Raw genomic sequence first — 22229 nt, 5'->3', positions numbered from 1 at the left:
CGGAGGGGCCGGGCCCCGGGAACGGGACCCGGCCCTTTGCCGATGACAAGCAACAACCGGGCCAGTCAGGCCTGCACGCGGAGCAGGATCCCCTGCTGCTCGGGGTCGCGCAGCTCGCGCAGGTGGCGGGCGATGCTCAGGACCTCCTCCGGCGGGATCTGCCGGATGACCTGGTCGGTCTCGGCGTCGATGACGCGGATCACGGTGTGGCCGCTCTCCTCGTCGACGCTGAACCGGAGCTCGCGCCGCAGGCTCTGGACGTGGTCGCGAAGCCGCGACACCGCCTCCTCCACCTGCGCCCTGGAGGGCTGCCCGGCCTCGCGGGGCGCCTGCCCTGGGGCCTGCGGCGGCAAGGCGTTGCCGCCCGCTGCCGCACCCTCCTGCCGCACCGCCCCCTCCACCTGGGGCCGTGTCCGCGCACCGTCCGCCGGCCCGGAGACCGCCACCGCGACGCGGGTGCTGATCTCGTTGGCCATTGCGCTACCCTCCCGGGTCCGCGCCCGGGGCGGGGGCGGCCCGCCGGCCGCCCCCCACCCCGGACGTCATCCCCTTACTGCAGCAGCGCCAGGACGTTCTGCGGCAGGACGTTGGCCTGGGCGAGCATGGCGGTGCCCGCCTGCTGCAGGATCTGCGCCCGGGTCAGACGCGCCGTCTCGGCGGCGAAGTCCGCATCCTGGATCCGGCTGCGGGCCGCGGAGACGTTCTCCACGGTCACCTCGAGGTTGCGGATGGTGGACTCGAAGCGGCTCTGCAGCGCGCCGAGCTGCGCCCTCGCGGAGTTGATGGTGTCGAGGGCGGCGTCCACCCGCTTGATGGCGTCGTTGGCCCCGCTCACGGTGGAGATGTCGAGGCCCTCGAGGCTGCCCGAGGTGGCGATGGAGGCCTGCGCGGTGGTGAAGCCGATGGCGTTGAGCGCGCTGCCCCCGCCCGCGAGCTCCACGGCGTTGGACGACTGCAGGGTGATGGAGCCGCGGAAGGTGTCGGCGGCGTCCATCGCGATGGTGCCCGCCGAGTTCGACGCGGTGCTCGAGAACACGGTCTTGATGGTGGCGGTGGTGTCGCCGCCGCCCGAGGCGTTGGCGTCGAAACCCGACACCACCTCGTTGACCTCGATGTTGCGCCCGTCCGTGGCCGTGAGCACCAGCTTGCCGTTGCTGTTGGTGGCGGTGACGCCGGTGGTGTCGCTGTTCTCGTTGATCTTGGCCACCACGGTGTCGAGGGCGACATCGGCCGCCGTGACCTTGTCGCCGGCGGAGAAAGTGTAGGTGAACACCGTGGTGCCGTTGATCTTGAGCGTGTAGCTGCCGGAGCCGGAGATGGTGTCCGTACCGCTGCTGGGAGTGATGTCGAGGAAGTCCGAGACGCCGGTGGTGCCGCCGTTGCCGCCGAAGGTGACCTGGGTCTGGGCCACGGCCTCCACGCCGGTGTCATCGCTGGAGGCGTTGATGGCGAGCGCCTTGGCGTAGGCGCTGTCGCCGCTGCGGTAGGTGTCGCCGCTCACGGCGAAGGCGGTGGAGTTGTCGATGGTGACGCCGTTGATGGTGAGGCCCGAGAGCGCGGAGCTCGACACCGCTCCCGTCAGCGTGCGCTTCGCCGCGAAGCTGCCGGCACCGTTGCTGATGGTCCGGGTGCCGGTGGTGGCGGTGGCGCCTGTCAGCGTGCTCTTGTAGGTCCCGTTCGCGTCCACCACGGCGCCGAGGTCCACCGTGCGGGCGCTGGAGACGGAGACGGTGATGGTCTGGTTGGCGTTGGCCCCCACCTGGAAGGCCTGCGCCGCGAAGCTGCCGTCGAGGAGCTTGGTGCCGTTGAACTCGGTGGTCTGGGCGATGCGGTCGAGCTCGGCGACCAGCTGGCTGACCTCCTTCTGCAGCGCGGCGCGGTCCGACGAGGAGTTGGTGGCGTTGGCCGACTGCACCGCGAGCTCGCGGATGCGCTGCAGGATGTTGGTGGTCTCCTGCATCGCCCCCTCGGCGGTCTGCGCCAGCGAGATGCCGTCGTTGGCGTTGCGCACCGCCTGCTCCATGCCGCGGATCTGCGCCGTCATGCGCTGGGCGATGGCGAGGCCGGCGGCGTCGTCCTTGGCGCTGTTGATGCGCAGGCCCGTGGAGAGCCGGGCGAGGGCGACGTTGAGTTCGCTCTGGGTCCGGCTCAGGCTGCGCTGGGCGTTGAGCGCCGCGACGTTGGTGTTGATCACAAGTGCCATGGCTCGTTCTCCCCTGTTCCGAGCCCCCGCACCGCGGGCGCGGGGGCGTTGCACCTAGCGGATATGCCGGTCGGCATTCACCGCTGCCGAACCCCGTATCGGCCGCTCCCTTCGCCCCCTTTAGCCCCGCACGGACCCGGCGCGGTTAGACTCTCCGGCATCGTTCTTGCAACACGTGGGGCGGCTGTCGACTTCCCGACGGAGGCGAAGGTGGCGAGGGGCGACCAGGAACTGGAGCAGGCGCTGGCCCTGCACCGCGCCGGCCGGGCCGCCGAGGCGGCGGCCCGCTATGAACGGCTGCTGGGGCGGCGCGACGATCCGCACCTGCGGGTGTTGCTGGGGACCGCGCTGTGCCAGGCCGGCCAGTGGGAGCGCGGCGCGGCGATGCTGCGGGAGGTGCTCGCGGCCCACCCGGACCATGTCGATGCCCTCAACAACCTGGGCGCGATGCTTCTCGAACGGGACCACCTGGACGAGGCCGCGGCCCTCCTCGACCGCCTCCTCGCCCACGCGCCCGAGCACCCCCAGGGGCTGCGCAACCGCGCCGTGGTGGCGCGGCGGCGCGACGAGCCCGAGGTGGCCCGCACCTGCACGGAGCGGCTGCTCGCGAAGGCGCCGGACGACACCGAGGCGGCGGCGCTGCATGCGTGGGCGCTGGCACGCTCGGCCGAGCCCGAGCAGGCTGCGGCCTGGATGGAGGCGTGGATGGCGCGCCACGGCCCCCATGCGGGCCTGCTCCAGGAACTCGGCGCGCTCCGCTTCGCCCAGGGCCGCCACCGCGAGGCGACGGCCTGCTTCGAGCGGGCCGCCGGGCTGGAGCCGGAGAATCCGGAGCCGCTCTGCAACGCCGCGGTGGCGGCGGCCATCGTGGATGCGTCACTGGGCCTCGCCGCCTACCGGCGGCTGCTGCAGGCCCACCCCGGGCACCGGCGGGGCCGGCTCGGCTACGCCAACCTGCTGCAGCGCACCGGCGACTACGCCGAGGTGGAGCGGATCTGCCGGGAGATCCTGGCCGAGGACCCGGGTTGCGTCGAGGCGTGGCTGAACCTCGCCGCCGCCCTGCGCCGCCAGGGCCGGGGTGAGGAGGCGGCCGCGGCCCGTGCCCGCGCCCTCGAGATCGCGCCCGACGATCCCGACGTGCTCTCGCACCTGGGGGTGACGATGCTCGAGGAGGGGGGCGACCCGGCCGAGGCCATCGCCTACTTGGAGCGCGCGCACCACGCCGATCCGCGCCATCCGGCGGCCGGGGTCAACCTCTCCGACGCCCTCCTCCACGCCGGGCGCTTCGACGAATCCCTCGCCGTGATCGAGGAGCTGGCGCGCCACTGGCCCGAGAGCGCCGAGGTGCAGTGGCAGCGCGCCATCGTCCTGCTCCTGCACGGCCGGCTGCGGGAGGGCTTCGCCGCCTACGAGGCGCGCTTCCGGCACGGCACCCCGGGCTTTCCGAAGCCGCCCCCCGACCCGGTCTGGGACGGCCGACCGCTGCAGGGCGGCACCCTCCTCCTGCACCCCGAGCAGGGGCTCGGCGACACCATCCAGTTCGCCCGCTACCTGCCCCTGATCGGTGCCCGAGGCGGGGTGCCGGTCCTGCCGAGCCCGCCGGCGCTGCTGCGGCTCTTCGCCGCCTCCTTCCCACAGGCGCGCATCGTCCCCGCCCAGGGGCGGATCGAGGCCCCCGCCTGCCATCTCGCCATGGCGAGCCTGCCCCACGTCTTCGGCACGGACCTCGAGGGCATCCCCGCCGAGATCCCGTATCTGCGCGCGCCCGAGTTCCTGGTGGAGGAGTGGCGCCGCCGGCTCCCGGCCGGGCCGGGGCTGCGCGTGGGCATCTGCTGGGCCGGCAACCCCACCCACCGCCACGACGCGCGCCGCTCGGTGCCCGCGGTGCGCTTCGCCCGCCTCGGCCGCATCCCCGGCGTCACCCTCTACAGCCTGCAGAAGGGGCTGCGCGGGGAGGAGGTGGCGGAGCTGCGGGCCCAGGGGATCGAGGTGGTGGATCCCACGCCGGACATCGGCGACATGGCCGATACCGCCGCGATCCTGATGCACCTGGATCTCGTGGTCAGCGTCGACACCTCCGTGGTCCACCTCGCAGGCGCCCTGGGCCGTCCCGTGTGGACGCTGCTGCAGCACGACTGCGACTGGCGCTGGATGCTGGAGCGCGAGGACAGCCCGTGGTATCCCACCATGCGGCTCTTCCGCCAGCCGCGACCGGGCGACTGGGACAGCGTCTTCGAACGCGTGGAGGCGGCCCTGCGCGATCTCGTGGCGGCGCGGCAGGCCGAGGCGGCGCAGGCGGCCGCCGCCGCCGGCCCCTGGCAGGGACCGGGGGCGCTGCTGCCTGCGGGGGCGCGGGTGCTGGCGGTGGGCGAGCCGCCGGCGGTGCCGCTGCCGGAGGGGACGCGGCTCACCAGGGTCGGCGACGAGGAGGGCGAGGGCGGCCCCTTCACCCATCTGCTGGTGGCCCGGGCCGAGGACCTTGGGGACCCGGCGGAGGCGGCGGCGGCCCTGCGCGAGGCCGCTGCGGAGGTGATCCTCGGGGTCCCCTCCGAGCGCCTCGAGGGGACGGTGCAGGCGCTCCTCGCCGCGGGTCTCGGGGTGCGCGCCGCCGAGCGCGGCGAGGGGCGCTGCTATCTCGCCCTCGAGCGGCGGCCGCCCGAGACCCCGGTCCCGCGCCGGGTGCGCCTGCTGGCCCTGGACGACTCCCTGCCGGCACGCATGGCCGGGCGGCTGTGGGCGGCGCTGCTGCCCGGCGGCACCGAGTTCGTGGCGGAGGGGCAGGCGACGGACGCGCTCCTCCTCACCGGCGGCCTCGTCCCCGCCCCGGCCGAGGCCCTCGCCGCGGCCGCGCCGGCGCTGCCCTGCGCCGGCGCCTTCACCGCGGCGGCGCCGCCGGCGAGGCTCCGGCTGCGCCTCGCCCTCACCGCCGCCGACGCCGCCTCCGGGGCGGTCCACCTGGGGGTCTGGCCCCTCGCCTTCCTCCGCCCGGCGCCGCGCGACGACGCCGAGGGCGCGGTGCGGATCGGGCCGCAGGCGCTCGCCGCCGCCCCGCCCGAGACCCTGGCGGCGGAGGCGGCGGCGGCGGGCGGCGTGGTCGCCGTCGGTCCCGACGCGGTGCTCGTGGGGCTCGCCGCCGCAGCACGCATGCAGTGGCACCCCGACCCCGCGGCGCCCGAGGCCTCGGCCCGCGCCGTGCGCGCCCTGCTGGTGGAGGTGCTGGGCCGGGCCTACCCGCCCGGGCAGGCCTTCCCGGTCGACCGCGAGGCGGTACGGCGCTACCGGGAGCGGCTCGCCGAGCGCATGGAGGCCATCCGCCGGGGCCTCGCCGAGGTCCTCGCCGCCTGAGCCTCAGGCCGCGGGGGCGAGGGCGGCGATGCGGCGGAGGGTCGCCGCCACGCGCCCCGCGGCCCAGTCGCGGTCCTCGTCGGTGTACGGCGGGGTGCGCGCATGCCCGACGGTGTCGCGCACCACGTTGACCTCGCGGGAGGGGCGCACCGGCGCCGGCGGCGGCGCGAGCCCCAGCCGCCCGGCCAGCATGCCCACGGTCTCGCCGAAGCGCCCGTCCAGCTGCTCGTAGCGCACCACCACGATGCCCTCGGGGTGGCGGGCGGCCAGATCCAGCCACCCCTCCACGTGCACCGCCCAGCGCTCGAGCATGGTCGGCACCTGCGCCTTCTGGTAGCGCAGCAGCGCACCGCGGGGGGCCGCGCGCATGAAGGCCGCGGGACTCTCCGTGCGCGGGCCCTCGTCCCAAGGCAGGGACTGCACCAGGCGCCAGAAGCTCGCCATCACCGCCAGCGGCTCGCGCACGATGTAGAGGATGCGGAACTCCTCCAGGAACTCGGCGACGAAGGGCTCGAAGAAGGCCGCCTGGTGGTGGGACTTGAGGATGTTGAGGACGGCATGGCCGCGCACCTGGCGGAAGTAGTCGCGCAGACCCTGCGGGGCGTGGAAGTTGAGGCCGAGCTCGAAGTCGAAGTTCCACCAGGGGCGCGCCACGTAGCCGAGGTTGGCGGCCAGCGTGTTCATGAGGAAGTGGGTCCCGGAGCGCTCGTGGCTGATCACGGCCACCTTGGGGCGGGGCTCCGAGGCCACCTGCAGTCTCGTCTCCATGGCGTCTCCCGGCGGCCCGCGCGGACCGGTCCTAGAGGAACTGGAACAGGCTCAGCCCCTGCACGCGGGCGAAGGTCTGCTGCGCCGCCCGCAGGGCGGTGAGCTGCACGTTGAAGCGGCTGACCGCCTCGGCGTAGTCCAGGTCGCGAAGGCCCGACAGGGTCGCCTCGAGCTGCAGCCGGAGGTCGGCGTTGACCTCCTCCTGGCTCTCCACGGCGGCAAGCCGCGCCCCCACCCGCGCGCGCACGACGTCGAGATGCTCGAGGCCGCGGTCGAGGTCGGCGAGCACCCGCCCCAGCCGGTTGTGGCGCAGCGCGTCGGCGGCGGCGTCGCCGCCGGTGCCGAGCGCCTCGAGGAGGCGGTCGAGGGTGGCGAAGAGGTCCTGGCTGCCGCTGGGGGCGACGGTGAAGCGGTCGCCGTCGGCGGGGCTGCCCTCGATCACCACCTCCGCCCCCGCGAAGGCGATGGCGGCCCCGTCGCTGTAGGTGCCGCTGGCCACGGTGGTGCCGCCCGAGTCGGTCACGGTGTAGGTCACGGGATCCGACGGCGTGGGCTGGCTGAAGCGGATGGTGTAGGTGTCGGGGACCCAGGTGCCGGTGACGCTGCCCTGGTGGATGACGCCGGTGCCGGTGTTGGCGGCGTCGGCCTCCACGGCGAAGACGCCGTTGCCGGTGGGCACCGCGAGGAAGACCGCCGAGCCCGCATCGCCCACCGCCACCTGCCGCCCCGGCCCCACCTCGACGAAGCGCTGGCCGCCGTCGCCGTTGTAGGTCACGCCGGCGCCGCGCTCGGTGAAGGGCTCGGTGCGTACCTTGAAGCCGGCGAAGACGTACTCGCCGTTGGCGTCCTGGCTGTTGGCGATGCGCACGAGCTCCGCCCGCAGCCCCCGCACCTCCTCGGCGATGGCGTCGCGGTCGGCGGCGGCGAGGGCGTCGTCGCCGCCCTGGATCGCGAGCTCGCGCGCCCGCACCAGCAGGCGCTGGGCCCCGGCGAGCGCCGTCTCCTCCACGCCCAGGCGGGCGCGGGCGGCGGCGGCGTTGGCCCCGTACTGCTCGAGGCCCGCGGTGGAGGCGGTGAGGGAGAGGATGCGGGCCGCCGCCGCGGGGTCGTCCGCGGGGGTGAGCACGCGGCGGCCGGTGGCGAGCTGCAGCTGCGTCTCCTGCAGCCGCGCCTGGCCGTCGAGCATGGCGCGCAGGGCGCCGGTGTGGATCTGCGAGGTGGAGACGCGCATGGCCCGCTACCTCCCGACCGCCGCCAACAGGGTGTCGAACAGGGTGGAGGCGGTGCGGATCACCTGCGCCGCCGCCTGGTAGGCCTGCTGCAGGCGGAGCAGGTTGGCCGCCTCCTCGTCGAGGTTGACCCCGGCGACCGCCTCGCGCCGGGCCACCGCCTGGTCCAGCAGGGCCTGCTGGGCCTCGGCCGAGACCTCGGCCTCGCGGGTCGCGCTGCCCACGGAGGCGACGGTGGCGCCGTAGGCGTCGGCGAGGCGCAGGGTGCCGCCCTCGAGCAGCGCGCGCTCGCGCAGCGCGGCCATGGCGAGGGCGTTGCGGTTGTCGCCCGTCGCCCCCGTGCTCGCGCGCACCGTGAAGCGGTCGCCCGCCGCCGGCGCGCCGTCGATGCGGATGGTCCAGCCGTTGTAGCTGATCTCGGCGCCGGGCGTGTAGGCGACCCCGGTGGGATTGCCGGTGCCGGTACCGCTGACGTCGAAGCTGGTCGGCGGATCGTTGAAGGTGATGGTGACCGTCTGCTGCAGGTTGGGATCCGGCGGCGGCCCCGCGCTCACCTCGCCGAGGGTCACGGTGGCGCTGCCGGTGTTGCCGAGGTCGGCCTCGGCGAGGATGGGAGCGGCGGCGGCGATCTCGCGCACGCCGCCGACCTCGATGCCGATGGCGGCGGCGGCGCGGGCGGTGGGCCGGACCAGGAAGGCGTCGCCGGCGCTGACGCTGCTTCCCGAGAGGGTCAGGCGCAGGCCCTCGCCGGCGGTGAGGTCGATGGTCTGGGGAAAGCCCGCGGCCGCCACCGTGGCCACGACCTGGTTGTCGGCGAGGCGGCGCACCGTGTAGTCGCTGCCGTCGAAGTCGATGCGGTAGTCGCTGGCGGCGAGCGCGGCCACGTCCGTCACCTCCACCGCCACCGTGACGTCGGTGGATGCGGCGTTGGCCCGGGAGGCGAGCCCGACCCCGGCGGTGGCGGCAAGATCGGTGAAGAAGTCGCCGCCGAGGTTGCCGTCGAGGTCGGTGCCGAGGCGGTGCTGGTCGTTGACGGCGTCGCTCACCGCCACCGCCAGACGCCCGAGCTCGCGCGCCGCCGGATCGAGGATCTCGCCGCGAAAGCGCAGCACGCCGCCCAGCGCCCCGCCCGAGACGTAGGGCCCGATGTCTGCCACCACCGAGCCCTTGCGGAAGGCCACCGTGAGCCGGCTCGGGTCGAAGGCGTCCTCCACCGCGGCGAGCTCGTTGGCCACCGCCGCCTGCACCAGGACCTGGCCGCGGCCGAGGAAGACGTTGACCGCGCCGTCGTCCTGCGCCACCACGGTGACGCCGACGTGCTCGGCGAGCCGGCGCAGGGCCTCGTCGCGCTGGTCCAGCAGGTCGTTGGGGGGGTCGCCCTGGGCGATGCCGAGGGCCTGCACGATGCGCACGTTGAGGTCGGCGATGGCGCGGGCGAGGGCGTTGATCTCCTCCACCTCGGCGCCGATGCGGGCGTTGACCTCGCGGTTGAGGTCGTCGAGGCGCCCGCCGAGGGCGGCGAAGCGGCCGACGAGGCTGTCGGCGGCGCCGATCAGGGCCTCGCGCACCGGCACCGAGTCGGGGTGGTCGGCGAGGTCCTGCAGCCCGTTGAAGAACTGCTCGAGCCCCGGCAGCAGGCCCGCCTCGGGGTCCGAGAGGAGCGCGTCCACCTGGGCGGCGAGCGCGTGGAACCCAGCCTCCTCGGCGTGGGCGGAGGTGCTCGCCCGCACCTGCCCGGTGAGGAACTCGTCGGTCACGCGGGTGACCGAGTCGACGATGACGCCGGCGCCCATGAAGCCGCCGCCCACGTACTGCGGCGGCCGTGCCACCAGGTCCACGCGCTGGCGGCTGTAGCCGGGGGTGTTGACGTTGGCGATGTTGTGGCCGGTGGTGGCCAGGGCCCGCTGGAAGGCGAGCAGCGCCGTGGTGCTGATGCCGAAGACGTTGCCCGTGGCCATGGTGCCCTACCTCCGCCTCACGCCCCGTCTGTCGGCGCCGCCGCCGCAGACTTGAACCCGTCGCCCTCGAGCCGCGCGAGGATCGCCAGGACCTTGCCCGTGTAGTCCGGGTCGGTGGCGTAGCCGCCCTCGGCCAGCGCCCGCACGAAGGCCGCCGGCCGCCCCGCCTGCGCCACCGCCTCGCGGTAGCGCGGGCTCGCCCGCAGGAAGGCGACGTAGTCGTCGAAGGCCTCCGCCCAGGAGCCGTAGGCGCGGAAGGCGGCCCGCTCGCGCACCGCGCGCCCGTCGCGGTACTCGGTGGTCTCCACCTCCACGCGCGGGCCCTGCCAGCGCGCGTCGGCCTTGATGTTGAAGAGGTTGTGGCTGCTCGTGCCGTCGTCGCGGCGGATCACGCGCCGCCCCCAGCCGGTCTCGAGGGCGGCCTGGGCGAGGAGCAGCTCGGGTCGGGTGCCGAGGGCGCGTGCGGCCCGCTCGGCGTGGGGCCGCAGCCGCTGCACGAACTCCGCCGGCGAGGCGAACGCCTCGCCGCGCGACGCGGGCGGGGCCTCGGCGGGCGGCGGCGCCGGCGGGCGCGGCGCCGCGCCCTCGAGCTGGCGCACCATGGCCTCGGCGAGCCCGAGGCGCTCGCGCGCCGCCAGCTCGATGGCGAGCTGGCGGTCGAGAAGATCCGTGTAGAGCTCGCCGCCCGGCCCCGCATAGGGGTCCTCGGCAAGGCGCGCCGCGCGCATGCTGCGCACCATCATCTGCACCAGCAGCGCCTCGAACTGCTCGGCCGCCTCGCGCAGGCTGCCGGGCTCGCCGCGGGCGGCGTCCGCCCGCAGGGCGGCGAGACCCCGCAGGTCGTGGTAGACGCGGGCGGCGGCGCCGGCGCTGTCGGCCGCAGGGCGCATGGCTCAGATCACGATCAGCTCGGCGCGCAGGGCCCCGGCCGCACGCAGCGCCTCGAGGATGGCCACCAGGTCGCCCGGCGCCGCCCCCACCTGGTTCACCGCGCGCACGATCTCGTCCAGGGTCACGCCGGAGCGGAAGAGGAACATGCGCCCGCCGGCCTGCTCGGCCTGGATCTCGGTCCGGGGCACCACCGTGGTCTGCCCGCCGGAGAGCGGCGCGGGCTGGCTCACCTCGGGCCGCTCGGTGATGGTGACGGTGAGGCTGCCGTGGCTCACCGCCGCCGGCATCACGCGCACGTGGCTGCCGATGACCACGGTGCCAGTGCGCGAGTTGACGATGACCCGCGCCGGCGCCTCCCCCGGCTCCACCTCCACGTTCTCGACGAGGGAGAGGAAGGCGACGCGCTGACCCGGGTCGGCGGGGGCGCTGACCTCGACCGAGGTGGCGTCCAGCGGGCGCGCGGTGCCGCGGCCGAAGACGCGGTCGATGGCCTTGGCGACGCGGTAGGCGGTGGTGAAGTCCGGCTCGTGGAGGTTGAGGGTGAGGCTCGCGCCGCCGTTGAAGGGATCCGGCGCGGGCCGCTCCACGGTGGCGCCGTTGGGGATGCGGCCGGCGCTGGGGACGTTGACCTTGATGCTGGAGCCGTCGGCCCCGGCGACGCCGAAGCCGCTCACCACCAGGTTGCCCTGGGCGATGGCGTAGATGCGGCCGTCGGCGCCGCGCAGCGGCGTCATGAGGAGGGTGCCGCCGCGCAGGCTCTTGGCGTTGCCGATGGAGGAGACGGTGACGTCGATGGTCTGGCCGGGCTTGGCGAAGGGGGGCAGCTCCGCGTGCACCGCCACCGCGGCCACGTTCTTGGTCTGCAGGCTCACCCCGGGCGGGATGGTGATCCCGAACTGGGCCAGCATGCTGCGCAGGCTCTGCACCGTGAACGGGGCCTGGCTGGTCTGGTCGCCGGTGCCGTCGAGGCCCACCACCAGCCCGTAGCCCACGAGCTGGTTGGCGCGCACGCCGGCCACCGAGGCCAGGTCCTTGACCCGCTCGGCCCCCGCCGGCGCCGCCAGGGCCAGCAGCACCGCACCCATCGTCGCAAGCCTTCCCGCCCTACGCATCGCCTTCACCTCCCGGCCCCGCGCGGTCAGAAGGGCCAGACCCTGAGGAAGAACCGCGACAGCCAGCCGGCGCCGGCGGCGTCGGCCACCTCGCCGCGCCCGCTGTAGACGATCCGGGCATCGGCCACCTGGGTGGAGGGCACCGTGTTGTCGGCGCGGATGTCCTCCGGACGGACGATGCCCGAGAAGCGCACGAACTCGTCGCCGCGGCCGAGGGTGAGCACCTTCTCCCCGCGCACCCGCAGGTAGCCGTTGGGCAGGACCTCGGCCACCGTGACCGTGATCCGCCCCTCGAGGCTGTTGCTCTGCTCGGCGGTGCCGCTGCCGGTGTTCTCCTGGGTCGCGTCGACGCTGGCCGAGAGGATCTCGCGCCCATGGCGGATCACCTTGTCCCCCAGCAGGGTCGGTCCCGTGGCGTCGATGCTCGCCTCGCGCGAGGTGGTGGTCTCGGCCTTCTTGCTCGCCTCGGTGCTCTCCACGAGGACGATGGTGAGGATGTCGCCCACCCGCCGCGCGCGCCGGTCGGCGAAGAGCGCAAGCCCGAACCCCTCCTGGTAGACGGCGCCGGCGGTACGCGCCGCAGGCTGCGGCGCCGGCGGCGGCACCGGCGCGAAGGCCGGGTCGTGCAGCGGCGGCGTCGCGGCGCAGGCCCCCAGCAGCAGGGCCGCGGCGGCGACGGCGGCGGGACGCGGGGACGGCCTCATGGCGTGCGTCTCAGAGCTGGTTGGTGGCGAAGCGGAGCATGTCGTCCAGGGTCGAGACCGCCTTCGAGTTCATCTCGTAGGCGCGCTGGGTCTCGATCATGTTGACGAGCTCCTCCACCACGTTGACGTTGGAGGTCTCCAACATCCCCTGCACCGTGGTGCCGAGGCCGTTGAGGCCCGGGGTGCCTTGCTGGGGCGGCCCGCTCGCCGCGGTCTCCACGAACAGGTTGTCGCCGATGGGCTGCAGCCCCGCCGGGTTGCTGAAGTCGGCGAGCTGCAGCGTCCCCACCTGGGTCGGATTCGGGGTGCCCGGGGTGGTGACGGTGACGGTGCCGTCGGTGCCGATGGTGATGCTGAGGGCGTCGTCGGGGATGGTGAGGGGGGGCTGCAGCACGTAGCCCGAGGGGGTCACGAGCTGCCCCTGGGCGTCGCGCTGGAAGCCCCCGGCGCGGGTGTAGGCGAGGCGCCCGTCCGGCAGCAGCACCTGGAAGAAGCCGCGCCCCTGGATGGCGAGGTCGAGGGCGTTCTCGGTCCCCACGAGGCTGCCCTGGGTGAAGATCTTCTCGGTGGAGACCAGCCGCACGCCGGTCCCCAGAACGAGCCCCGAGGGCAGGATGGTGTCCTGGGAGCTCTGCCCCCCCGCCTGGCGCACGTTCTGGTAGAGCAGGTCGGCGAACTGGGCCCGCCCCCGCTTGAAGCCGGTGGTGTTGACGTTGGCGAGGTTGTTGGCGATCACCGACATCCTCGTCTGCTGGGCCTCGAGGCCCGTCTTGGCGATCCACAGTGCCTGGCTCATGGCTCCTCCTCCTAGCCCGCGACCCGCAGCAGCGACGCCGCCGCCCGGTCCATCTCCTCGGCCTCCCGCATGAGCTTGACGTGCACCTCGAAGCGCCGCCCGAGCTCGATCATCTCCACCAGGGCGCGGGTGAGATCCACGTTGCTGCCCTCGAGACTGCCGCTGGTCAGCCGCACCGCGGCATCGGCAGGCTCCGCGCCCCCGTCGGCCCGGTGCAGCAGCCCGTCGGCGCCGCGCACCAGCGCCGCCGGGTCGGGCCGCACCAGCTTGATGCGGTCCACCACCGCCAGCGTGGAGGCCTCCTGGCCCAGCGGCACCACCGAGACGGTGCCGTCGGCGCCGATCTCCACCTTCTGCGCCGGCGGCAGGGCGATGGGGCCGCCGTTGCCCAGCACCGGGAAGCCCGCCCCGGTGAGGAGGCGGCCGCTGGCGTCGATGCGCAGGTCCCCGGCGCGGGTGTAGCCCTCGGAGCCGTCGGGGGCCTGCACGGCGATGAAGCCCTCGCCCTCCACCGCGACGTCGAGGTCGCGCCCGGTGGGGGTGACGGGCCCGGGCGCGAGATGGGCCGTCGGCGGCAGGATGACGCCGAAGGCCCGCGTCGGGCCGCCCTCGCCCACCACCTCCACGGTGCCGAAGCGGGCGAGGGCGGCGCGGAACCCGGTGGTGGCGACGTTGGCGAGGTTCTGCGCCGTCGCCGCCTGCGCCAGCTGCGCCTGGCCGGCGGCGTTCATGGCGATGTAGATCAGGCGGTCCATGGCCCCGCTCCCGCCGCGCTACGCTAGCGGATGTTGAGGATGGCCTGGGTGACCTGGTCGGCGGTGGTCACCACCTGGGCGTTGGCCTGGAAGTTGCGCTGGGCGGTGATCAGCCGCACCAGCTGCTCGGAGATCTCCACGTTGGACTCCTCCAGGGCGCCCGACTGGATGAGGCCGAGGGTGCCGCTGCCGGGGGCGGCCACCAGGGGCGGCCCCGAGGCGAAGCTCTCCGCCCAGGCGGTGTCGCCCACCGGACGCAGCCCCTGCGGGTTGGCGAAGGTGGCGAGCGCCACCTGGCCGAGGACGCTGGACTGGCCGTTGGAGAAGCGGGCGAAGACGATGCCGTTGTCCTCGATGTCGATGCTGGTCAGCCGCCCGGTGGCGAAGCCGTCCTGGCTCAGGCTCGAGACCGCGAAGTCGGCGCCGAACTGGGTGGTCCCGGAAAGGACGATGTCCATGTCCAGGGGCGCGCCGCCGGTGGTCAGGGTCGCCGGGTCGTAGTCGACGCTGAGGGCGAGGGAGCCGGCGGGGCTCGTGGCGGTGAGGCGGCCGGTGTTGTCGAAGGTCAGGGTCGCCGGGCTGCCGGGGCTGCCGCCCGCGGGAACGAGCTCCACCTCGGTGCCGTCCGGCTGCGTCACCCAGGTGTGCATCTGCCAGCTGTTGGCCCCCACCTTGCGGAAGTACATGGTCGCGAGCAGCGGATTGCCGAGGGTGTCGTAGACCGTGGTGGAGGTGGCGTGGTTGAAGGTGGTGGGGTCGTTGTGGTTGAAGGCGGGCGCGCCGGCGCCGAAGACCGTGGCGTTGGCGTCGAGGTTGAGCAGCGCATCGAGCTGGCTCGTCGCCTGCGGCGGGATGTTGGCGGTGGAGATCTGGAGGTCCCCCAGCGCGCCCGTGATGTTGCCCGCGCTGTCGGCCTGGAAGGCGGTCAGGCGCTGGCCCTGGCCGTTCACCACGAAGCCCCGGTTGTCGAGGCGGAAGGCACCGGCGCGGGTGTAGGTGATGGCGCCGTTGTCGCTCAGGCGGAAGAAGCCCTCGCCGCTGATGGCAAGATCCAGGGGGTTGTCGGTGAAGGTGATGTTGCCCTGGGTGAACTGCTGCGCCACCCCGCTCAGGCGCACCCCCTGGCCGATGCCCGAGGCCGTGGTCCCGAGGTTGGACACGGCGAAGATGTCGGCGAACTCGGGCCGCGACTGCTTGAAGCCGGTGGTGCCGGCGTTGGCGATGTTGTTGCCGATGACGCTGAGCTCGGCCGATGCGGCGTTGAGTCCCGTCAGTGCGATCTCAAAGGCCATGGTCTGGACCTCCCCTAGAGGATCTGGCGGACGTCGTCGAGGGTTCGGGTGCCGAGGCCCTCGAGCTCGAGCTCGAGCGCCCCGCCGCCGGCGCGCAGGGTGACGCTCTCCACGGGTGCCGCCACCAGCGGCTGCAGGGACACGGTCTCGCCGTCGCGGACGCGCTCCACCGCGAGCCGGTACCGGCCCGACGGCACGGGGGCACCGGCGTCGTCGAGGCCGTCCCAGGTGAAGGCCACCCGGCCGGCCTCGTGGGCGCCGAGGGGCACCGTGCGCACCAGCGCCCCCGCCGCGTCGTGGACGCGGAGCCGCAGCTCCGTGGCCGGCGCATCCAGCTCCACCGCGCCGCGCACGGGCTCGCCGTCGAAGCGCACCGCGTCGCCCGGCACCAGGACCCTGCGACCCACCAGGGCGGCGGCCCGCAGGGCCTGCTCGCCGTGCATGGAATCGGCGAAGTCGCGGAACGCCTGCTGCAGGTCCTGGATCCCCGAGACCGTGCCGAACTGGGCGATCTGGCCGAGAAACTCCCCGCTCTGCAGCGGCTTGAAGGGGTCCTGGTTGCGCAGCTGCGTCACCATCAGGCGCAGGAAGTCCTCCTGCCCCAGGCGGTCGCGCGGCCCGCTGCGGCTCTCCTGGGGCGGGTTGATGGCGGCGGCCACGTCGGCGATGGTGCTCATCGCGGCTCCTCCTTACTGGCCCAGCGCCAGGGTGCGCAGGGCCAGCTCCTTGGCGGTGTTGAAGACCTCGACGCTGGCCTCGTAGCTGCGCGAGGCCGAGATCATGTCGGCCATCTCCTCCACCACCTCGATGCGCGGCAGGTAGACGTAGCCCTGCGCATCGGCGAGGGGATGGCCGGGGTCGTAGCGCTTCTCCGGCGGCGCCTGGCTCTCCACCACCGCCGCCACGCGCACCCCGACGGCGGCGGGATCCCGGCGCTGGGCATCGAGGACGGCGGCGAAGACCGGATGGCGCGGCCGGTAGACCGCCTCGGGCGAGCCCGCCTCGCTGTTGGCGTTGGCGAGGTTGCTGGCGGTGACGTTGAGCCGCACCGACTGGGCCGCAAGGGACTGGGCGGAGATGTCGAGGATGCGCATCAGCGACATGGCTACTGCCCCCGGATCGCGGTGAGGAGGGTCCGGATGCGGCCGCCGAGGAACTGCAGGCTCGCGCGGTAGCGCAGCGCGTTGTCGGCGAAGGCCGCACGCTCCACATGGGGATCGACGGTGTTGCCGTCCGGCGAGGGCTGCACCGGGACGCGGTAGCGCAGTGCCACCGCGGTGGGCAGCAGATCGGGCGCGGGCAGGTGGCGGGCGTCGGTGCGCCGCAGGGTCACGGCACGCCCCTCGACCGCGGCCAGCGCGGCGCGGAAGTCGAGGTCGCGCGCCTTGTAGTGCGGGGTGTCCGCGTTGGCGATGTTGGACGCCAGAATTCCGGCGCGCTGCGCCCGAAGCGTCAACGCCTTGGCGTGGATTCCGAACAGCGGATCGGTCTTCATCGGCACTTGCGCGGATTCCTTGAGCCTGCGCCCACCCCGATGCAGGAGGCGTGCCAACCCGCCGCGGCCCCGTGACGACGCGCCCCGGGGCGGACGGCGGCGGCAAGGGCGGCGGCGGGGGCGGCAAGCCCTTGCCGCCGCGCCGCCGCCCGGCACGGCGCTTGCACGGCCTTGCGCAGGCCTCCATGAAGAGCGTCGCAGCCATGACCCAGCGAAGCCTCGTCGCCTGCCTTGCCCTCCTGCTCGCGGCGGCGCCGGCGTCCGGACGGGCGGCCCTGCAGCCCCTCGACGCCGTCCGGCGGGCCGCCGAGGCCCATGCCCGCGCCGCCGCGGGGGCCGCCGCCGAGCACATCGAGGTGCGGGCCGGCGCCCTCGACCCGCGCCTGCGCCTGCCCCGATGCGCCGGCGCCCTCGAGACCTTCGACCCCCCCGGCAGCCGCGCGGTGGGCCGCCGCGTCGTGGGGGTGCGCTGCCCGGGGCCGCGGCCCTGGTCCCTGTACGTGTCGGTGACCGTGCGCGGCCTCGTCCCGGTGGTGGTGGCGGCGCGTCCCGTGCCCCGCGGACGGACGCTCTCGGCGCAGGACCTGCGGGTGGAGCGGCGCGACCTCGCCGCCCTGCCCGCGGGCTACCTCGACGCCCTCGAGCGGGCGGTGGGCCAGGAGACGCTGCGCCCGCTGCGCCCCGGCGAGGTGGTCAGCCCCGCGGCCCTGCGCCCGCCGCGCCTCGTCCGTCGCGGCGAGCGGGTGGTGCTCGAGGCCGGCGCCGGGCCGGTGCGGGTGCGCAGCAGCGGCCGCGCCCTCGGCGACGCCCCCCTGGGCGCGCGGGTGCGGGTGCGCAACGAGGGCAGCGGCCGCGTCGTGGAGGGCGTGGTGGTGGGCCCCGGGCGGGTGCAGGTGATCATGTGAGGCTGCTAGAATCGGCTCGATCCGCAGGGGCGCGCCTCAAGCCCGGCGCCCGACGGCCGATAAGGGGGACAGAACCCCGGGAGCGTGACGATGGCGATCGAGATCAACGGCAGCGGAGGCCCGCAGCGGCTCTCCACCGAGGCGCGCGAGGGTGCGCGCGTGGACGTCGAGCGCAGCGAGCCGTCGGCACGCCAGCAGGAGACCGGACGGCCCGCCACCTACGACACCGTGAGCCTCACCGACACCGCCCGCACGCTGCAGTCGCTCACCGAGCGCCTGGCCGAGCTCCCGGTGGTGGACACCCAGCGCGTCGAGCAGCTGCGGCAGGCCATCGCCGACGGCAGCTACCAGGTGGACCCGCAGCGGGTGGCGGCGCGGCTGCTCGCCTTCGAGTCGGCCCTCGGCGGGAAGGGATGAGCGCCGCCGCGGATCCCGCGCGGGCCGAGGCGCTGGCCCGCATCCTCGACGAGACCCTCGCCGCCCTCGACGCCCTCGCCGAGACCCTGGCCGCCGAGCGCAGGGCGCTCGCCCGCGCCGATGCCGCGGCCATCGCCGAGACCGCAAGGCGCAAGGCGGAGCTTGCCGACCGCATCGACCGCGCCGAGGCCCGGCGCCGGGAGGCGGCGGGAAGCGATGCCGAGGCCTTCGAGGCGCTGCTGACGCGGCTCGACCCCGCAGGCGGCCTCGGGCGGCGCTGGGCGGCGGTGCGGGAGGCGGTGCTGCGCTGCCGCCGCGACAACGAGATCAACGCCCGCATCGTCCAGGCCTCGAGCCGCCGTCTCGAGGAGGCCCTGGCCCTGCTTCGCGGCGGCGACGGCACCTACGGTCCGGACGGCGCCCCGGCGGCCGCCGGCACCGGCTCATCCATCGCCAAGGCCTAGCCCGGGGCCGCGCAGGGACGGCCTCGACGGTGGCGCAGCCGCACGTCCACACCCTGGAGGTCACCTCCCCGGCGCGCATCGCGCAGCTGCTCGCCCGCGCCCAGGACGACCGCCGGCCCCTCGTGCTGCGCTTCGAGTCCGAGGCGGCGCCGCGCGGGGGCGCCGTGGCCGCGGTCCGCCCGCTCGAGGAATACTTCCTCGTCGAGGGCATCCGGCGCGCCAAGGGCGAGCCGCTGCCGGAGCCCGGCCGCGGCGTGCACTGCCGCATCGACCACCCCGGCGAGCGCATCGAGTTCGTGGCCCGGGTGCGCGAGGCGGCCCCCATGGGGGGCCAGGTCCTGGTCCGCATCGCCTTCCCGGACCGGCTCCTGCACCACCAGCGCCGGGCCTGGGTGCGGGTGCCGGTGGCGGCCGTCGCCGAGGTCCCCGTGACCCTGGTCGACGCCGCCGAGGGCAGCCTCTTCGGGCGACTCGAGGACCTCTCCCTCGGCGGCCTCGGGAGCCTGGTGCTGATGGCGGGCCGCGGAGAGCCCGCGGATCTCGCGACGGTGGAGGGCTGCATCGTCCAGCTTCCCGACGGCGGCGTCTTCCACGCCGGGCTCGAGGTGCGCAACGTCCACCCCCGCAGCGACGGGACCCTCCGCGTCGGGGCCCGCTTCTCGCGCATCCCACGCGGCCAGGATCACCGCCTGGAGCGCTTCATCCGCGAGGTGGAACGGGAGCTCCTCCGGCGCCAGCGCCAGCCCTGAGCGGGAACCGGCCCGGGTCGAGGCGGGCGAGGTCGGCCGGGCGGTCCAGGTCCCACAGGGGCTCGAGCTCCACCACCCGCAGCCCGAGCGCGGCCGCCCGCCGCCGGGTCGCCGCCGCCACCTCCGGACCGCCCCAGGGGATGCCCGAGAAGAGGTCCGGCACCGCGCCCCGCACCCCCAGCAGCCCGTAGCCGCCGTCCTCCACCGGAAGCAGCACCGCGTCCGCGCCCCCGAGCGCCTCCGCCGCCCGGCGCAGCACATCGCGCCGAAGGTCGGGGAGATCCGACCCCATGACCAGCGCCGCCCCCGTCGCGCGCACCCCCTCGGCGAGCGCCCCCCGCATGCGGGCGCCGAGGTCGGCCCCCTCCTGCAGCGCCAGCGCGGCGCCGTGGCGGTCGGCGAGGGCCACGAGCCACGGCGCGTCGATGCGCGGCGTCGCCCACACCGTCACCGGACCGCAGGCCGCGGCGGCGGCCTCGGCCACCGCATGCTCGGCGAGGCGCCGCTGCAGCTCGGCCGCCCCCGCCGCCCCGAGGACCGGGATCAGCCGGGTCTTGGCGCGCCCGGGCTCGGGCAGGCGGGTGAAGACGGCGACGGCGACGGGCATTACGGCCGGGCGTAGCGGCGCGCGAGCCGGGCCGGGTCGGCGCCGAGGAAGTAGGCGAGGCGCAGGCGCCACATGAGGAGGATGGTGCGCACCACGCCGTGCGCCTCCCAGCGGCGGCTGGAGGTCACGAGGGGGCCGGCGAGGCAGGCCGGCCGGCCGCGGCGGCGCAGGGCACGGCTGAGGGCGATGTCCTCCATGAGGGGGATGTCCGGGAAGCCGCCCGCGGCCTCGAACCAGTCGCGGCGTACGAAGATGCCCTGATCCCCGGTGGCGATGCCGGTCAGGCGCGAGCGCAGGTTCATGGCGCGCTCCACCACCCGCAGCAGCGGGTGGGCGCCGCTCAGGCGCACGTCGAAGCGGCCCCAGCCCGCACCGGCGGCGACGGCGGCCCGGATGGCCTCGGCCGCGCCGGGTGCGGGCAGGGTGTCGGCATGGAGGAACCACAGGATCGTCCCGCGGGCGACGGCGGCGCCGGCGTTCATCTGCCGCGCCCGCCCCGGCGGACGGCACACCAGCACCCGGTCGGCGAGCCCGCGCGCGGCCTCCGCGGTGCCGTCGGCGCTGCCGCCGTCCACCACGATCACCTCCTCGCCCGCCGCGCGCAGGGGCGCCAGCGCCCGCAGCGCGGCGCCGATGACGGCGGCCTCGCCCAGGGCCGGGACGACGACCGAGAGGCGCCCGCTCACCCGCTCAGGGCACCCCCGCAGCTCGAACCCTGGCCCGCGGTGCAGCCGTAGCAGTGATCGCCCACCACCACCGGATTGCCCTCCAGGTCGCGCCCCACCAGGTCGCGCACGTGCACCCGGGGACGGCCGCCGAGGGCGAGGGGCAGCCCCAGCATCTGGTTGAAGTCGCAGTCGTAGACCTGGCCGCGCCAGTCGATGCTGACGAGGCTGCGGCACATCACCGTCTCCAGGTTCTCGGGGCGGTGGCTTGCGCGCAGCAGCGCCATGTAGTCGTGGAACTGCCCCCGCGAGACGAGGGTGCTGCCGAAGCGCTGGATGGGCATGTTGGCGAGCGCCAGCAGGCGGTTGAAGCGCACGCCGTGGCGGTCGAGGAGCTCGCGCCGGTAGTCAGCCTCCAGCTCCGCCTGCGGCGGCGGCAGGACCGGCCCCTGCGGGTTGTAGACCAGGTTCAGCACGAGGCCGGAGGCGGGATCGCCGTAGCCGAGGGCGTTGAGGCGGCGCAGCCCCTCGATGCTGCGCGCGAAGACGCCGCGGCCCCGCTGGCGGTCGACGTTCTCCTCGAGGTAGCAGGGCAGCGAGGCCACCACCTCGACGCGGTGCGCGGCGAGGAACTCGGCCAGGTCCTCCTGCCCCGGCTCGCCGAGGATCGTGAGGTTGCAGCGGTCGATGACCCGCACCCCCAGCGCCCGCGCCTGCCGCACCAGCTCGCGGAAGTGGGGGTTGAGCTCTGGGGCGCCGCCGGTGACGTCCAGGGTGCCGGCACCGGAGGCGGCGAGCAGATCGAGCACCGCCTCCATGGTCGCCCAGTCCATGGTCTCGCTGCGGTGGGGCCCGGCGGCGACGTGACAGTGCAGGCAGCGCTGGTTGCAGCGGTAGCCGACGTTGACCTGCACCGTCTCGAGCCGCCCCCGCAGAAGCGGCGGGAAGTCGGTCTCCATCAGGAGCTCGCGCGTCGAATGCATCGTCCCTCCTTTCGTCCCGCCCCGGCGGGGCCTTCTCCGCTGCCAACGGGACCCGGTCGCGGCGCCCGGGCTTACCGGCCCGGCGCATACATCGTAGACTGCCTTCATGACGGAGTCGCTCCTCGATGCCCTGCGTGCCGGCCTCGGCCCCTTCGCCTGGCGGGCCGTGCTCGCGGCGGCCGTCCTCCTCGCCTTCTGGGTCGGGGCGCAGGTGGCGGCTTCGCTCCTGCGCCGACTCGCCGCGCGGCTCGAGCCCGGGCGCGACGAGGTGGTGCGGCTGCTCGCCGCCACCGCCCACGCCGGCATCCTCGCCGTCGGTGCGGTGAGCGCGCTGGGCACCGCCGGCATCGAGGTGGGCGCCCTCGTCGCCGGCCTCGGCCTGACCGGCTTCGCCCTCGGCTTCGCCCTGCGCGACGCCCTCTCCAACCTCCTCGCCGGCGTCCTGATCCTCTTCTACCGCCCCTTCCGCCCCGGCGACCACGTCCAGGTGGGCGCGGCCGAGGGCCTGGTGCGCAGCATCGACCTGCGCTACACGATCCTCGAGACCGAGGGACGGCGCCATCTGGTGCCCAACAGCGTCCTCCTGACCCAGGTCATCACGGTTCGGGAGCCGCCGCCCCAGGGGAGCGGCCGCGACGGGTGGTGACGGCCCCGGGGCAGGGTGCTACAATTGCGCGCCGTTCTCGTGGGGCCGTAGCTCAGCTGGGAGAGCGTCGCGTTCGCAATGCGAAGGTCGGGAGTTCGATCCTCCTCGGCTCCACCATGTGGCGCGAGGCCGGGCCCGGGGCCCGGCCTCTTTCGTTTCCGGCGCCGCCCCGGTAGCTCAGTCGGATAGAGCATCCCCCTCCTAAGGGGAGGGTCGGGGGTTCGAATCCTCCCCGGGGCGCCATC

The 22229-nt window shown here is 74.9% G+C and carries 23 protein-coding genes and 2 tRNA genes; 8 read left to right on the top strand and 17 right to left on the bottom strand.

Going from position 1 to position 22229, the window contains the following annotated elements:
- Positions 1 to 65: 65 nt before the first annotated feature.
- Positions 66 to 476 carry a flagellar protein FlaG gene (locus EDC57_RS04120; RefSeq protein WP_123400497.1) on the bottom strand — a complete coding sequence of 137 codons (411 nt, stop codon included), beginning with the start codon at positions 474 to 476 and terminating at the stop codon, positions 66 to 68.
- A 74-nt stretch (positions 477 to 550) separates the two neighbouring features.
- A complete protein-coding gene (locus tag EDC57_RS04115) occupies positions 551 to 2203 on the bottom strand; it encodes a flagellin N-terminal helical domain-containing protein (RefSeq protein ID WP_123400495.1) in 1653 nt (550 codons plus the stop codon).
- 210 nt (positions 2204 to 2413) lie between these two features.
- Between EDC57_RS04115 and EDC57_RS04110 the strand changes: the two genes are divergently transcribed.
- On the top strand, positions 2414 to 5548 hold the full coding sequence (locus EDC57_RS04110) for a tetratricopeptide repeat protein (RefSeq protein WP_123400493.1): 3135 nt from the start codon (positions 2414 to 2416) through the stop codon (positions 5546 to 5548).
- 3 nt (positions 5549 to 5551) lie between these two features.
- On the opposite strand, the gene EDC57_RS04105 is transcribed toward EDC57_RS04110, so the two are convergent.
- The 12 genes from EDC57_RS04105 to flgB are packed head-to-tail and all read right to left on the bottom strand — an operon-like array spanning position 5552 to position 16554.
- Complete coding sequence (locus tag EDC57_RS04105; protein WP_123400491.1) at positions 5552 to 6316, bottom strand: sulfotransferase domain-containing protein; 765 nt, start codon at positions 6314 to 6316, stop codon at positions 5552 to 5554.
- Between the two features lie 31 nt (positions 6317 to 6347).
- Positions 6348 to 7547 (bottom strand): flagellar hook-associated protein FlgL, encoded by a 1200-nt coding sequence (gene flgL, locus EDC57_RS04100; RefSeq protein WP_123400489.1) that lies wholly within the window; start codon positions 7545 to 7547, stop codon positions 6348 to 6350.
- Between the two features lie 6 nt (positions 7548 to 7553).
- The gene (gene flgK, locus EDC57_RS04095; protein WP_123400487.1) at positions 7554 to 9503 is read right to left on the bottom strand and encodes a flagellar hook-associated protein FlgK; all 1950 of its coding nucleotides are present in this window, start codon (positions 9501 to 9503) and stop codon (positions 7554 to 7556) included.
- A 17-nt stretch (positions 9504 to 9520) separates the two neighbouring features.
- Entirely contained in the window at positions 9521 to 10393 is an 873-nt protein-coding gene (gene flgJ, locus EDC57_RS04090; protein ID WP_123400484.1) for a flagellar assembly peptidoglycan hydrolase FlgJ, read from the bottom strand.
- Positions 10394 to 10396: 3 nt separating this feature from the next.
- Entirely contained in the window at positions 10397 to 11479 is a 1083-nt protein-coding gene (locus EDC57_RS04085) for a flagellar basal body P-ring protein FlgI (protein ID WP_245995117.1), read from the bottom strand.
- A gap of 53 nt (positions 11480 to 11532) precedes the next feature.
- On the bottom strand, positions 11533 to 12210 hold the full coding sequence (gene flgH, locus EDC57_RS04080; protein ID WP_123400481.1) for a flagellar basal body L-ring protein FlgH: 678 nt from the start codon (positions 12208 to 12210) through the stop codon (positions 11533 to 11535).
- 10 nt (positions 12211 to 12220) lie between these two features.
- Positions 12221 to 13006, bottom strand: coding sequence for a flagellar basal-body rod protein FlgG (gene flgG, locus EDC57_RS04075; RefSeq protein WP_123400479.1), 786 nt, complete (start codon positions 13004 to 13006; stop codon positions 12221 to 12223).
- 11 nt (positions 13007 to 13017) lie between these two features.
- The gene (locus EDC57_RS04070; RefSeq protein WP_123400477.1) at positions 13018 to 13761 is read right to left on the bottom strand and encodes a flagellar basal body rod protein FlgF; all 744 of its coding nucleotides are present in this window, start codon (positions 13759 to 13761) and stop codon (positions 13018 to 13020) included.
- Positions 13762 to 13784: 23 nt separating this feature from the next.
- The gene (gene flgE, locus EDC57_RS04065) at positions 13785 to 15053 is read right to left on the bottom strand and encodes a flagellar hook protein FlgE (RefSeq protein WP_123400475.1); all 1269 of its coding nucleotides are present in this window, start codon (positions 15051 to 15053) and stop codon (positions 13785 to 13787) included.
- A 14-nt stretch (positions 15054 to 15067) separates the two neighbouring features.
- Complete coding sequence (locus tag EDC57_RS04060) at positions 15068 to 15730, bottom strand: flagellar hook assembly protein FlgD (RefSeq protein ID WP_123400473.1); 663 nt, start codon at positions 15728 to 15730, stop codon at positions 15068 to 15070.
- 12 nt (positions 15731 to 15742) lie between these two features.
- Positions 15743 to 16156: a flagellar basal body rod protein FlgC gene (flgC, locus tag EDC57_RS04055; RefSeq protein WP_123400471.1), complete on the bottom strand. Its 414-nt coding sequence runs from the start codon at positions 16154 to 16156 to the stop codon at positions 15743 to 15745.
- Positions 16157 to 16158: 2 nt separating this feature from the next.
- Positions 16159 to 16554, bottom strand: coding sequence for a flagellar basal body rod protein FlgB (gene flgB, locus EDC57_RS04050; protein ID WP_425454785.1), 396 nt, complete (start codon positions 16552 to 16554; stop codon positions 16159 to 16161).
- Positions 16555 to 16733: 179 nt separating this feature from the next.
- On the opposite strand from flgB, the gene flgA reads away from it, so the two are divergent.
- The 4 genes from flgA (at position 16734) to EDC57_RS04030 (ending at position 19083) form a co-directional block, all read left to right on the top strand.
- The gene (gene flgA, locus EDC57_RS04045) at positions 16734 to 17453 is read left to right on the top strand and encodes a flagellar basal body P-ring formation chaperone FlgA (protein ID WP_148051427.1); all 720 of its coding nucleotides are present in this window, start codon (positions 16734 to 16736) and stop codon (positions 17451 to 17453) included.
- Between the two features lie 90 nt (positions 17454 to 17543).
- The gene (flgM, locus tag EDC57_RS04040; RefSeq protein WP_123400464.1) at positions 17544 to 17870 is read left to right on the top strand and encodes a flagellar biosynthesis anti-sigma factor FlgM; all 327 of its coding nucleotides are present in this window, start codon (positions 17544 to 17546) and stop codon (positions 17868 to 17870) included.
- Positions 17867 to 18334 (top strand): flagellar export chaperone FlgN, encoded by a 468-nt coding sequence (gene flgN, locus EDC57_RS04035; RefSeq protein WP_123400462.1) that lies wholly within the window; start codon positions 17867 to 17869, stop codon positions 18332 to 18334. The genes flgM and flgN overlap by 4 nt, the downstream gene beginning before the upstream one ends.
- Positions 18335 to 18363: 29 nt before the next feature.
- Complete coding sequence (locus EDC57_RS04030; protein WP_123400460.1) at positions 18364 to 19083, top strand: flagellar brake protein; 720 nt, start codon at positions 18364 to 18366, stop codon at positions 19081 to 19083.
- Here EDC57_RS04030 and EDC57_RS04025 read toward each other — a convergent pair.
- From EDC57_RS04025 to arsS, 3 genes are read right to left on the bottom strand one after another with little or no spacing between them, the layout of a single operon-like run.
- Positions 19034 to 19690 carry a TIGR04282 family arsenosugar biosynthesis glycosyltransferase gene (locus tag EDC57_RS04025; RefSeq protein WP_123400458.1) on the bottom strand — a complete coding sequence of 219 codons (657 nt, stop codon included), beginning with the start codon at positions 19688 to 19690 and terminating at the stop codon, positions 19034 to 19036. The two genes, EDC57_RS04030 and EDC57_RS04025, sit on opposite strands and share 50 nt — an antisense overlap.
- A complete protein-coding gene (locus EDC57_RS04020) occupies positions 19690 to 20376 on the bottom strand; it encodes a TIGR04283 family arsenosugar biosynthesis glycosyltransferase (protein WP_123400456.1) in 687 nt (228 codons plus the stop codon). The genes EDC57_RS04025 and EDC57_RS04020 overlap by 1 nt, the downstream gene beginning before the upstream one ends.
- Entirely contained in the window at positions 20373 to 21338 is a 966-nt protein-coding gene (arsS, locus tag EDC57_RS04015; protein ID WP_123400454.1) for an arsenosugar biosynthesis radical SAM (seleno)protein ArsS, read from the bottom strand. The genes EDC57_RS04020 and arsS overlap by 4 nt, the downstream gene beginning before the upstream one ends.
- Positions 21339 to 21444: 106 nt before the next feature.
- On the opposite strand from arsS, the gene EDC57_RS04010 reads away from it, so the two are divergent.
- The 3 genes from EDC57_RS04010 (at position 21445) to EDC57_RS04000 (ending at position 22227) form a co-directional block, all read left to right on the top strand.
- Positions 21445 to 21984, top strand: coding sequence for a mechanosensitive ion channel family protein (locus EDC57_RS04010; protein ID WP_123400452.1), 540 nt, complete (start codon positions 21445 to 21447; stop codon positions 21982 to 21984).
- A gap of 41 nt (positions 21985 to 22025) precedes the next feature.
- Positions 22026 to 22101 (top strand) — tRNA-Ala (locus EDC57_RS04005).
- A gap of 49 nt (positions 22102 to 22150) precedes the next feature.
- Positions 22151 to 22227, top strand: a tRNA-Arg gene (locus EDC57_RS04000).
- Positions 22228 to 22229 lie beyond the last annotated feature (2 nt).

Origin of the sequence: Inmirania thermothiophila, from assembly GCF_003751635.1 — a bacterium.
Taxonomy (GTDB): Bacteria; Pseudomonadota; Gammaproteobacteria; order DSM-100275; family DSM-100275; genus Inmirania; species Inmirania thermothiophila.
Note: the sequence above shows the minus strand (reverse complement) of the source record. Positions and strands in the feature narration are given on the sequence as shown.

Bases quoted from the DNA above. Each gene is read 5' to 3' on its own strand.
- EDC57_RS04120 (WP_123400497.1), bottom strand. From the start codon at position 476: ATGGCCAACGAGATCAGCACCCGCGTCGCGGTGGCGGTCTCCGGGCCG.
- EDC57_RS04115 (WP_123400495.1), bottom strand. From the start codon at position 2,203: ATGGCACTTGTGATCAACACCAACGTCGCGGCGCTCAACGCCCAGCGC.
- EDC57_RS04105 (WP_123400491.1), bottom strand. From the start codon at position 6,316: ATGGAGACGAGACTGCAGGTGGCCTCGGAGCCCCGCCCCAAGGTGGCC.
- flgL (WP_123400489.1), bottom strand. From the start codon at position 7,547: ATGCGCGTCTCCACCTCGCAGATCCACACCGGCGCCCTGCGCGCCATG.
- flgK (WP_123400487.1), bottom strand. From the start codon at position 9,503: ATGGCCACGGGCAACGTCTTCGGCATCAGCACCACGGCGCTGCTCGCC.
- flgJ (WP_123400484.1), bottom strand. From the start codon at position 10,393: ATGCGCCCTGCGGCCGACAGCGCCGGCGCCGCCGCCCGCGTCTACCAC.
- EDC57_RS04085 (WP_245995117.1), bottom strand. From the start codon at position 11,479: ATGGGTGCGGTGCTGCTGGCCCTGGCGGCGCCGGCGGGGGCCGAGCGG.
- flgH (WP_123400481.1), bottom strand. From the start codon at position 12,210: ATGAGGCCGTCCCCGCGTCCCGCCGCCGTCGCCGCCGCGGCCCTGCTG.
- flgG (WP_123400479.1), bottom strand. From the start codon at position 13,006: ATGAGCCAGGCACTGTGGATCGCCAAGACGGGCCTCGAGGCCCAGCAG.
- EDC57_RS04070 (WP_123400477.1), bottom strand. From the start codon at position 13,761: ATGGACCGCCTGATCTACATCGCCATGAACGCCGCCGGCCAGGCGCAG.
- flgE (WP_123400475.1), bottom strand. From the start codon at position 15,053: ATGGCCTTTGAGATCGCACTGACGGGACTCAACGCCGCATCGGCCGAG.
- EDC57_RS04060 (WP_123400473.1), bottom strand. From the start codon at position 15,730: ATGAGCACCATCGCCGACGTGGCCGCCGCCATCAACCCGCCCCAGGAG.
- flgC (WP_123400471.1), bottom strand. From the start codon at position 16,156: ATGTCGCTGATGCGCATCCTCGACATCTCCGCCCAGTCCCTTGCGGCC.
- flgA (WP_148051427.1), top strand. From the start codon at position 16,734: ATGAAGAGCGTCGCAGCCATGACCCAGCGAAGCCTCGTCGCCTGCCTT.
- flgM (WP_123400464.1), top strand. From the start codon at position 17,544: ATGGCGATCGAGATCAACGGCAGCGGAGGCCCGCAGCGGCTCTCCACC.
- flgN (WP_123400462.1), top strand. From the start codon at position 17,867: ATGAGCGCCGCCGCGGATCCCGCGCGGGCCGAGGCGCTGGCCCGCATC.
- EDC57_RS04025 (WP_123400458.1), bottom strand. From the start codon at position 19,690: ATGCCCGTCGCCGTCGCCGTCTTCACCCGCCTGCCCGAGCCCGGGCGC.
- arsS (WP_123400454.1), bottom strand. From the start codon at position 21,338: ATGCATTCGACGCGCGAGCTCCTGATGGAGACCGACTTCCCGCCGCTT.
- EDC57_RS04010 (WP_123400452.1), top strand. From the start codon at position 21,445: ATGACGGAGTCGCTCCTCGATGCCCTGCGTGCCGGCCTCGGCCCCTTC.